Source organism: Sporomusa sp., assembly GCF_035561255.1.
GTDB lineage: Bacteria > Bacillota > Negativicutes > Sporomusales > Sporomusaceae > Sporomusa.
Genome location: NZ_DATMXX010000250.1, coordinates 1 through 10,266, shown reverse-complemented (window position 1 = coordinate 10,266; position 10,266 = coordinate 1). Strand labels below are relative to the sequence as shown.

Below are 10,266 nucleotides of genomic sequence, written 5' to 3'. Positions count from 1 at the left end.
CTTATGATATTAGTCATTAGAAAAACTACTAAATTGTGCAAGTTTTCACATCTTGCGTCTACAAACTTGATTCTACATCATTTCCGATATTTTGTAAATATTAAAAATATATTTTATTTTAAAATTAATTTTTGTTATTTTCTCTAACAGTCCCATAATAACAAAAATGGACTACCACCCTATGGGCAAAAAATAACCCGGCGCGATGGCCGGAGGAGTTATACGGGACGGCGGGAAAGTGTACGGATTCTTACCTCATGTTCACCTGTTATCTCGACCAGTGACTTCATGTCTTCGCGGATGCCATCAATCTTTTCGCTGGTGAGTTTTAACAAATGATATACGTCATTTTGCTGAACCTGTCCATAAGATTCTATCTTGCTTTCCAATTGAGTAATATCGGCTTTAGTAGCCATGGTTTCTTTAATAGCAGCTACTTCGGCTTTAGTAGCCATGGTTTCTTTAATAGCAGCTATTTCGGCTTTAGTAGCCATGGTTTCTTTAATGGCAGCTACTTCGGCTTTAGTAGCCATGGCCTCGTTAATGGCAGTTACTTCGGCTTTAGTAGCCATGGTCTCTTTAATGGCAGCAACTTCGTCTTTAAGCTGCTGCTGCCCCACTTCCATCCGGTCCAGCCGGGTAATAATTTGCTGTAACAACTCCTCCATGCTGACACCTTCCTATATCGTGCTTTATTACCATTGTACCTTGTCGGGGCAGGTCAGACAAGCTGTAATAAACTATTATAACGACCGGGCTATTGCTTTTTCTGTAGCTTTACGGCAGTCCCCATAATAACAATCATCATCAGGCCTTCACCAACACTTGACATTGAGTGCTGGACGCCAATGACAGCATCCGCCCCCATGGCACCAGCCCGCTCTTTCAGCTCAGTTACTACGTTGTTGACACCTTTAGATAATGAGTTTTCGTATGAATTGCTCCGTCCGCCGAAAATGTCACTCAGTCCGGCAAAAAAATCTTTGATTACATTGGTCCCCATGACGACCTCGCCGGTCACGACTCCCAGATACTCACTAACCTCATAGCCTTCCAATACCGGGGCTGTAGCTACAATCATACTGATGCCTCCCATTGTTTCTTAATTATTATATCCAAGCTTGATCACCAGCATGATTTCATTGCCTTGGTGGTTAAAGCAAACCTCATCAGCCATGGCTTTCATAATTAACAGGCCCCGCCCGCTTTCATCGATCAGTTTCTCATCAAACAGCTGATCCATATCCTGACTACATAATGAGTGTAGTAACAGATTACCTGCGAAACCATGACCAGAGTCTTTCACCCGCAATATTAGTTTCTCGCCGATTTTCCTAATCTTAACGCGAACCTTGCTCCCCTGACGAAAAGCATTATTAACGGCTTCATTAAAAATGATCTCTACCTTGCCTGTGTCTGCACCGGCAAGTCCGGTAAATATCTGCCGCATTCGCGGCCGCAGCTCGATCAGAGCATCAGCACCATTTACCTCATGTGTCATGACTTCGATATTCAAGCAATATTCCCACCCTTATCATACAGCTTTCAAATTCCTCACTGCCCGCTATACATAACCATCATAGTTAGTCATAATTCATGGCTTCCTCAATAATAGAAAAAGCCACGCTGTAGAGAGCCTGGCTAAGAATACTAGTGTGAATCAACCCTTTTGACAAAATTCTATCATATACAACAATTACTGTCTAGTGATTTAGCATTAACCTATTTATATTTTTACATTTTTTGTATCTACTATTCAATTGATTTTTCTATTTACAAACATTATTTGGTAAAGTATAATGTGTTACGGTTCGTGCCACAATCATATCGAGAGGTGGTCTGTTAATGGCTGATAAATTTGACATTGGTATCATCGGCGGTGGCCCAGCCGGCGTATTTGCCGCTTATGAGCTTGTCACTAATAATCCTGGCATCAAGGTTGCTTTATTGGAAGTCGGACACGACATTTATTCACGGCACTGCCCTATTTCGGATAAAAAAGTTCCGGCGTGCATTAAATGCAACCCCTGCGCCATTATGCGCGGCTTCGGCGGGGCCGGGGCTTTCTCTGATGGTAAATATAACTTCACCACCAAATTTGGCGGCTGGCTGAACGAATATCTTTCTGACCAGGAAGTGCTGGACTTAATTGACTATGTAGACCAAATCAATATAAAATACGGCGCACCTGTTGAATACTTCAGCACCCAGGACAGCAGCCTGGGTAAAGCGGCGCTACAGCACGACCTGCATCTTTTAGACGCCCGGGTCCGGCATTTAGGAACTGAAAACAATTTAAAAATTCTTGAAGCAATATATGATTATTTACAAGAAAAAATAACCATGCTATTTGGTGTCATGGTAAACACGATCAAGAAACAAGACAACACCTTTGTTTTAGAAACAGCCAATAACGGCTTGATAGAATGTGATTACCTGATTGCTGCGCCAGGCCGGGCAGGCTCCGAATGGTTTGCCAATCAGTGTCATAAGCTTGGCCTGCCATTAACCAACAATCAAGTCGATGTTGGCGTCCGCGTCGAAATTCCGGCCGAGATATTTCAGCACATTACCGATGAGGTCTATGAAGCCAAACTGGTCTATCGGACAAAGCAATATGGGGATTTAGTCCGTACCTTCTGCATGAATCCCAAAGGCTATGTTGTTGCTGAAAATACTGATGGTATCGTTACTGTCAATGGTCACAGCTACCGGGACGAAAAGCTGCATAGCAAAAATACAAACTTTGCGTTATTAGTCAGCAACAAGTTTACCGAGCCCTTCACTGAACCGCACCAATACGGTAAACGTATCGCTTCCTTCTCCAATATGCTGGGCGGCGGCGTGCTGGTACAGCGCTTTGGCGACCTGTTAAAAGGCCGTCGCACGAATGAACACCGTCTGTCCCAAAGTTTCACCCAGCCAACCCTTAAGGCTACTCCTGGTGATTTAAGCCTTGTTCTGCCTAAGCGCCACCTGGACAACATTATCGAGATGATCTATGCCCTCAATAAAATTGCCCCAGGCATGACCAATGACGACACCTTACTCTACGGGGTTGAGGTCAAATTCTATAGTTCACGCCTTAAGCTGACCGGCGAACTGGAAACTGAGATTGAAAACATGTTTGCCATTGGCGACGGTGCCGGCATTACCCGGGGCTTATCCCAGGCCAGTGCCAGTGGGGTGCATGCCGCCAGGGTAATACTTGAACGGATGAAAAAGCAATAATAAGAAACCGCCAAACCGGTGCATAGGTTTGGCGGTTTCTCATTATTGCCCTTATTCCCTGATCAAATAAGATACCGAAAGTAGACATAGATACTTGCTATAAGCACAGAGAGCATCGTCAGGGGAAAACCAACTTTCATAAATTTAGTAAAGGAGATGGGGTATCCCTCCTGCGCTGCCAGTCCTGCCACAATTACATTGGCACTTGCCCCAATAAGAGTGCCATTGCCGCCCAGGCACGCACCAAGCGCCAGACTCCACCAGAGCGGCTCCAGATTTGCGACTCCCATAATACCCATTTCTTTAATCAGGGGAATCATAGTAGCAACGAAAGGAATGTTGTCAAAAAATGCCGATGCAAGAGCGCTCAGCCATAAGATCAACATAGCCGTTGTTGTCGGATTACCTGCTGTGAGTTCAAATGCTTTCTGAGCCATAAGGGAGATTACTCCGGTCTCAACCAGTCCGCCGACCAACATGAACAGACCTACGAAAAAAAGGAGGGCTACCCATTCAACCTTGTGGAATATATGCTCCAGCTCGTGATCGGAATTTTTCTTGGCTAAGATAATCAGTAAGGTAGCGCCGAAAATAGCTACTGTAGCCGATTCTAAATGGAGCTGCTGGTGTAAAAAGAAAAGAATTATAGTAAGAGCCAACACAGACAGGCTAATCTTAAGCAACTTCACGTTTTTAATTTGATTATACGGATCAAGACTCATAATCTTATCACTTAATTCTTTGGTAGTTTTGAGCTGATTACGGTAAATAAGGGTAAGCAATATGATATTTACCACAAGAATCACCATTGATATGGCGGCAAGATTGTTAACAAAGGCCAGAAAACTCAATTCTTTCACAGCACTACCGATCATAATGTTAGGCGGATCCCCGATCAGGGTAGCTGTTCCTCCAATATTTGACGCTATGATTTGTGATATTAGATAAGGTGCTGGCTTAACCTGAAGCTGTTTAGTAATGCTCAGAGTCACCGGAACTGTCAAAAGCACGGTTGTGACATTGTCCAAAAGAGCTGATGCCAAAGCAGTGATTACAGATAAGGCAATCATTAGTTTTAATGGATTACCATTAACCGCCTTGGCAGCCCAAATGGCTAAAAAACGAAAGAGTCCTGTTTCACCGGTAATTGCCACAATAACCATCATTCCTACTAATAACCCTAATGTATTAAAATCAATATGATGAATCGCCTGCTCCTGACTCAGTACCCCTAGCATAATAACAAGCACTGCCCCAGCCAAGGCAACAACGGTACGGTGAATTTTTTCCGAGATAATTAAGGCATAGGCCACAAGGAAAACGCCAACAGCAATGGCTTCCTGACTAATGTTCATTTTTCCGCTCCTTCTACCATGTATTTATTGAACTTACTTTATCCAAATTTATAGAATTGAAATCAGTGCCAACACTCCTTTATAGTCAAAAATACAGGAGAAGCCCTAAAGCAGCTCCTCCTGTATTTCTAACTATACAAAAAAACAGAAGGAACCCTTGGTGACAGGCTCCTCCTCTAAAAAACCGTATTTTTTTGTAATTATTATGATAACCAAAACAGGGTCTGGTGTCAATGAATTTATAACTGATAAGGGTTGGCAAGGTTGACTTCGCAGGTAAGATAACGTATTATTTTTATAATGAAATGGTTCCGGATAGGGAGAGTCTGCCATTAAGACTCTCCTTTCTCTGTTTTAATGACCGTTACCTTGAGGAGGCATCTTACTTTGCACGATTTAGCTTTTTGGGGTTCTATTGTTGTTTTCCTGGCTACCTATGCATTAATCATCTGGGAAAAATTTCATCGCATGGTTGTTGCCATGGGCGGCGGCATCCTCATGCTGTTACTCGGTTTCTTAACCCAGGAAACAGCGCTTAAAGATGATATTGACTTTAACACAATTGGGCTGTTAACCGGTATGATGATTTTGGTCACCATCACCCGCCGCACTGGCGTCTTTGAGGCGGTTGCCATCTGGTCTGCTCAGATAACTAAGGGCCAACCATTGCGTCTGTTGGCACTCCTATCGTTTATTACAGCTGCAGCTTCGGCACTGCTTGATAATGTCACAACTGTATTATTAATTGTTCCGGTAACACTGACACTGACAGATAAACTGGCAGTTAACCCTACGCCATTTCTAATTTCGGAAATTATTGCTTCAAACATTGGTGGTACGGCTACCCTAATTGGTGACCCGCCTAATATCATGATTGGCAGTGCTGCTAATCTTGATTTTAACTCCTTTTTACTTCATTTAGCTCCAGTCAGCTTTATAATTTTAGCGGTAACAGTCGGCTTGCTTCTTCTGATTTACCGTAAAGACTTGAACGTTGCCGACCAAAATCGCGAAGAAATATTACGACTGAATTTTGCAGATCAAATTAAAGATTCTGTTTTACTAAAAAAATCGCTCTGGGTGCTTGGCATTACAATTATTGCCTTTGTTTTTCACGGATTTCTACATTTGGAGTCTGCTACAATTGCCCTTGCAGGCGCCATCTTATTGATGCTGGTCAGCCGTGAAGAACCGGAGGACATCTTACTTCACGTGGAATGGCCGACAATATTCTTTTTCATCGGGCTTTTTGTTCTCGTAGGCGGCCTGAAGGCAACCGGCGTAATCGGTGAGCTTGCTCACTGGACTATTACTGCAACCCAGGGAGACTTGCTCCAGACATCCCTGATCGTATTATGGGTGTCAGCCATTGCCTCAGCGTTTATTGATAATATCCCCTTTGTCGCCACCATGATCCCGATGCTGCAGGAAATGGGACAGCTGTCAGGGATGAGCATGGAACCACTGTGGTGGTCACTGGCACTGGGGGCCTGCCTGGGCGGCAACGGCACTTTAATTGGCGCCTCAGCCAACGTTATTGTTGCCGGTATTGCCGAAAAAAACGGTATTACCCTCTATTTCATGCAATATTTAAAAATCGCTTTTCCTCTGATGATTATCTCTATAATTATCTCTCATGCTTACATATTACTGCGATATTTCTAGTTCAGTTCACTTAAAATAAGTACCTTAAACCAAGAGGCCCCTGTCACGGACAGGGGCCTCTTCAGTTTGCACTTAAATAATTAATACCCTAGCACAGTTCCCACCTGGAATACGATAAAAGACAGTATCCAGGCCAGCCCGGTTGTATAAACCGGGCTAAATAACGCCCATTTCCATGAGTTGGTTTCACGTTTAATAACGGCAATTGTGGCCAGACATGGCGAGTAAACTAAAACGAATATCATTAAAGAATAAGCGATTAATGGCCTGAAATTAGGATCATTGCCGATTGCCTCCTGCAATGCTACTGCAGTCTCACCAGTCTGATCCACATGATAGATTGTGCCTAATGTACTGATTAGCACCTCTTTAGCGGTAAAGGCGGATACCAGGCCAACCCCAATCTTCCAGTCAAACCCCAGTGGTGCAATCCACGGCTCCACCAATTGCCCCAATTGTCCGGCATAGCTTTGAGCAATCGTGCCTGCTGTTGGATAATTCACCAAAAACCACACTAAAATCGAAACTGACAGGATAATTGTTCCGGCTTTTCGCAAATACAGCAGGCTGCGTTCCCACATGTGGATGACCATGCTTTTAATTGTCGGCCGCCGGTAGGGCGGCATTTCCATCACAAAGGGCTCACTCTCACCCTTAAAGATCAGGCTGCGGAAAGCGCTGGCCACCAGGACAGCAAGCAAGATACCAAGGAAATAAATAGAAAACAAGACTGTTCCTGCAACAGCTTCATCAAAAAAGGCCCCAATCAACACAGTATACACAGGCAGTCTGGCACTGCAGCTCATAAAGGGGGCCACCAGGATAGTAACAAGCCTGTCACGCGGATTTTCCAGTGTTCGCGCACCCATAATGGCAGGTACACTACAACCAAAGCCTAATAAAAGTGGGATAAAGGATTTGCCATGAAGACCGACAGCCCGCATAATCCTGTCCATGATAAATGCAGCCCGCGCCATATAGCCGGTATCTTCCATGAATGCAATGCCTAAAAACAAGATCAGGATATTAGGTAAAAAAACGATGACGCTGCCAACACCGCCTATGATTCCATCAACAATAAATGACCGTAATTCGCCGTCAGCCAGATATTCGCCGGCTAGCTCAGCCAAACCGCTAAAACCATCTTCAATCCAGGCCTGGGGATAGGCGCCAACGGTAAACACCAAGTTAAACAATAGCCACATCAACCCGAGAAAAATCGGCAACCCGGAGAATCGCCCGGTTAATACCAAATCCAGCTTGTCCGAGGTTGTCATGCCCTCATCCTCATGGATGGCTACAACGTGGGTATATACTGCAGCAACAAACCGGTGCCGTTGTTCAGCAATTAAGAGCGCGGGATCCCCCATTTGTTCAAGCAGTTCCTGGCGGTAAAGCAGCGCAGCTGCAGCCACCTGTTCACTGCCCGGAATACCGCTTAAATATCTACTTGCCTCACTGTCGCCCTCTAAGAGTTTTAAGGCTAACCACCGCCGGGGAAACCGCACCCCGGTCCTAATCTGAGCCAGCAAGCCGGTGATCTTTTCAATCGCTTCCTCAATCTTGCTTCCATAAAGGAGGGTAAACTCACTGGGCTGTCCCTGCCCGGCAGTAGCTGCCGCCAGTGCAAGAATATCCTCGGTCCCCTGATTTTGCCTGCCAACACTCCGCACAACCGGTGTGTGCAAAACCCGGGCCAGTTGCCTGTCATTGATTTCTATCCCTTTACTTGCAGCAGCATCAACCATATTTAGGACAATTATAACAGGACGCTGCAATTCTAAGAGCTGCAGGGTCAGATACAGATTGCGCTCCAGATTAGCTGCATCTACAACATTAACAATGATATCAGGTTTGTCGTGAACAATAAAACTGCGGGCCACCAGTTCATCTGTTGAATGCGCCATTAACCCATAAGTGCCCGGCAAATCCACGACAATAAACTCTTTGTCCTGGTATTTTTTGAACCCCTCCCGCTTCTCTACCGTAACACCGGGATAATTGCCCACATGCTGTTTTGAACCTGTGAGATTATTAAATATCGTAGTCTTGCCTGAGTTGGGGTTGCCGGCGAGAGCAAGGGTTAATTGCGTATTCGTCACCCTATTGCCACCTCAATTAAGCTGGCTTCTTTTTTACGTAATGACAAATTAAACCCTTTTACCTTGATCTCCATTGGATCACCCAGTGGCGCAAACTTCTGCACCGCTACCCGGGTCCCGGTGATGATCCCCATATCGACCAGGCGCTGTTTAATCGAACCCCTGCCAGTTACTTTTGTTACCCTGCCTTGCTCGCCTGGCAGCATTTCACTCAGCTTCTTTACTGCCTCTGTATCTCCAGGCAGCTTAGACTCCTGACAAAGCCGTACAAATGCATCGGCAATCTCTGGATCGAACTGTGTACCCCGGCAGCGTAATACCTCCTGCACAGCCTCCTCCTGTGTCATGCAGGGCCGGTACGAACGCTCACTTGTCATCGCATCAAAGGCATCGGCCAGGGCAATGATCCTGGCCCCTAACGGAATAGCTGTTCCGGCGAGACCCTCCGGATATCCCAGACCGTCCCAGCGCTCATGATGATAGCGGACGATCTTGGCAATTGGCCTTAGCATCGTAACTTTATTGAGGATGTCATACCCTACCTGTGAGTGACTTTTTATAACCTCAAATTCATCGGAAGATAACCTGTCCGGTTTAAGGAGAATGTGATCAGGAATACCAATCTTGCCAATATCGTGCAGATGAGCGGCAACATGGATTGTATCCTGGTTTGATTTTGTCATTCCCAGCTGCCTGGCAACAGCAGCAGCTATTTCAGCAACGCGATCAGAATGTCCCCGTGTATATGTATTTTTCGCATCAAGTGCCGCCGTAAAAGCCTCAACAAACTCGTGCACACCGGCGTTTTGGAGTAATGCTTCCATTAATGAGTCACTCCTCTTTGCCCTAGCTGTTCAAGCAATTCAGCGTGTTCTTGTCCTAGTTTGGCACAGTCATAATAAGCGACCTGGTCTCTCCCGGCATTCTTCGCGTCATAGAGAGCCTTATCGGCATATTTGTATAACAACTCTGCCTTGGTATAATCAGGTCTATCCCCGCTGAAGGCCCCAATAGAGCAAGTAATATTTATACTCTTGCCATCGCAAGTTTGAAATAGATATTCTTTTATATTTTGACGTATCAGCTCTGCTAGCTCGAGTGTATGCAACAGATCGGTATCTGAGAGCAGTATTGCAAACTCTTCGCCGCCGATCCGGGCAACCATATCACTGCGTCTTAAACGATTACGCAGGATATAGGCAATGGCTTTCAAAACACCATCACCGGCTTGATGACCATAGGTATCATTCACCTGCTTAAAATAATCAATATCAAGGATAAATAATGAAAGCGGGCGCTCAATGCGATTGGCACGGCAGATCTCCTGCTCCAGATGATCAAAGAAATGCCGCCTGTTTGACAACCCTGTTAAGGGATCAGTCATCGCCATCTCGTTTAAGCGCTTATTTGCCAGTTCCAGCGCCTGCTTCTGCTCAAGCAATTCTTGCTGAGCCCTATCCAGATCATCAATTGCCTCGTTTAATTGTCCTTCCCGCAGCTTAATCTCACGGGCCATCCAATTCATATCACGCATCACCGATACAAACTCATTCTCCTCGTCATTGTCTGACGCTTCGTTAGGCAGTGCTGTATGAACCCGGTATTTCCCTTCCTTGACCAATTTACATAATTGCCTAATATCACCTAAATCTTTGGTTACTAACCAGTGCGCTGCCACAAATGGCCCCAGTAACCCAACCAGTGCTGCTACTCCAGCGCCGGCAGCAACGGTTTGATCCATAAATATAATGACCATAACAGGCACTACTGCCGCCACAGTCATCAGCATTTGCAGCTTTGTTGTTATTTTCACCAGATAACCTCCAAAGTTCAGGATTTTGAGAATGGTTATCATTTTGTTGCTTTAAAAAAAGTACCGGCTCAAGCCAGTACATATAATAATGGTTCTCAAT

Annotated in this window: 9 protein-coding genes; 2 read left to right on the top strand and 7 right to left on the bottom strand. The window is 45.1% G+C overall.

Annotated features, from left to right (window positions below; translation table 11 throughout):
• Positions 1-218 precede the first annotated feature (218 nt).
• The 3 genes from VN379_RS14110 to VN379_RS14100 form a co-directional block, all read right to left on the bottom strand.
• On the bottom strand, positions 219-668 hold the full coding sequence (locus VN379_RS14110) for a hypothetical protein (RefSeq protein ID WP_325534901.1): 450 nt from the start codon (positions 666-668) through the stop codon (positions 219-221).
• Positions 669-757: 89 nt separating this feature from the next.
• Positions 758-1,081 (bottom strand): YbjQ family protein, encoded by a 324-nt coding sequence (locus tag VN379_RS14105; RefSeq protein WP_325534899.1) that lies wholly within the window; start codon positions 1,079-1,081, stop codon positions 758-760.
• A gap of 21 nt (positions 1,082-1,102) precedes the next feature.
• A complete protein-coding gene (locus tag VN379_RS14100) occupies positions 1,103-1,516 on the bottom strand; it encodes an ATP-binding protein (protein WP_325534897.1) in 414 nt (137 codons plus the stop codon).
• A 329-nt stretch (positions 1,517-1,845) separates the two neighbouring features.
• On the opposite strand from VN379_RS14100, the gene VN379_RS14095 reads away from it, so the two are divergent.
• Positions 1,846-3,231 (top strand): NAD(P)/FAD-dependent oxidoreductase, encoded by a 1,386-nt coding sequence (locus tag VN379_RS14095; RefSeq protein ID WP_325534895.1) that lies wholly within the window; start codon positions 1,846-1,848, stop codon positions 3,229-3,231.
• Between the two features lie 62 nt (positions 3,232-3,293).
• On the opposite strand, the gene VN379_RS14090 is transcribed toward VN379_RS14095, so the two are convergent.
• A complete protein-coding gene (locus tag VN379_RS14090) occupies positions 3,294-4,586 on the bottom strand; it encodes an ArsB/NhaD family transporter (protein ID WP_325534893.1) in 1,293 nt (430 codons plus the stop codon).
• Positions 4,587-4,973: 387 nt separating this feature from the next.
• On the opposite strand from VN379_RS14090, the gene VN379_RS14085 reads away from it, so the two are divergent.
• Positions 4,974-6,251, top strand: coding sequence for an ArsB/NhaD family transporter (locus VN379_RS14085; RefSeq protein WP_414714998.1), 1,278 nt, complete (start codon positions 4,974-4,976; stop codon positions 6,249-6,251).
• Positions 6,252-6,331: 80 nt separating this feature from the next.
• Here the strand turns inward: VN379_RS14085 and feoB are convergent, their stop codons facing one another.
• From feoB to VN379_RS14070, 3 genes are read right to left on the bottom strand one after another with little or no spacing between them, the layout of a single operon-like run.
• The gene (gene feoB / locus VN379_RS14080) at positions 6,332-8,353 is read right to left on the bottom strand and encodes a ferrous iron transport protein B (protein ID WP_325534889.1); all 2,022 of its coding nucleotides are present in this window, start codon (positions 8,351-8,353) and stop codon (positions 6,332-6,334) included.
• Entirely contained in the window at positions 8,350-9,177 is an 828-nt protein-coding gene (locus VN379_RS14075) for an HD domain-containing phosphohydrolase (protein WP_325534887.1), read from the bottom strand. Before VN379_RS14075 ends, feoB begins: the two co-directional genes overlap by 4 nt.
• Positions 9,177-10,166, bottom strand: a complete 990-nt coding sequence (locus tag VN379_RS14070) for a GGDEF domain-containing protein (RefSeq protein ID WP_325534885.1) — start codon at positions 10,164-10,166, stop codon at positions 9,177-9,179. The genes VN379_RS14075 and VN379_RS14070 overlap by 1 nt, the downstream gene beginning before the upstream one ends.
• Positions 10,167-10,266 lie beyond the last annotated feature (100 nt).

What these genes read in the sequence shown, in the direction of transcription:
- VN379_RS14110 (WP_325534901.1), bottom strand. Translation starts at nt 668, where the DNA reads ATGGAGGAGTTGTTACAGCAAATTATTACCCGGCTGGACCGGATGGAA.
- VN379_RS14105 (WP_325534899.1), bottom strand. Translation starts at nt 1,081, where the DNA reads ATGATTGTAGCTACAGCCCCGGTATTGGAAGGCTATGAGGTTAGTGAG.
- VN379_RS14095 (WP_325534895.1), top strand. Translation starts at nt 1,846, where the DNA reads ATGGCTGATAAATTTGACATTGGTATCATCGGCGGTGGCCCAGCCGGC.
- VN379_RS14090 (WP_325534893.1), bottom strand. Translation starts at nt 4,586, where the DNA reads ATGAACATTAGTCAGGAAGCCATTGCTGTTGGCGTTTTCCTTGTGGCC.
- VN379_RS14075 (WP_325534887.1), bottom strand. Translation starts at nt 9,177, where the DNA reads ATGGAAGCATTACTCCAAAACGCCGGTGTGCACGAGTTTGTTGAGGCT.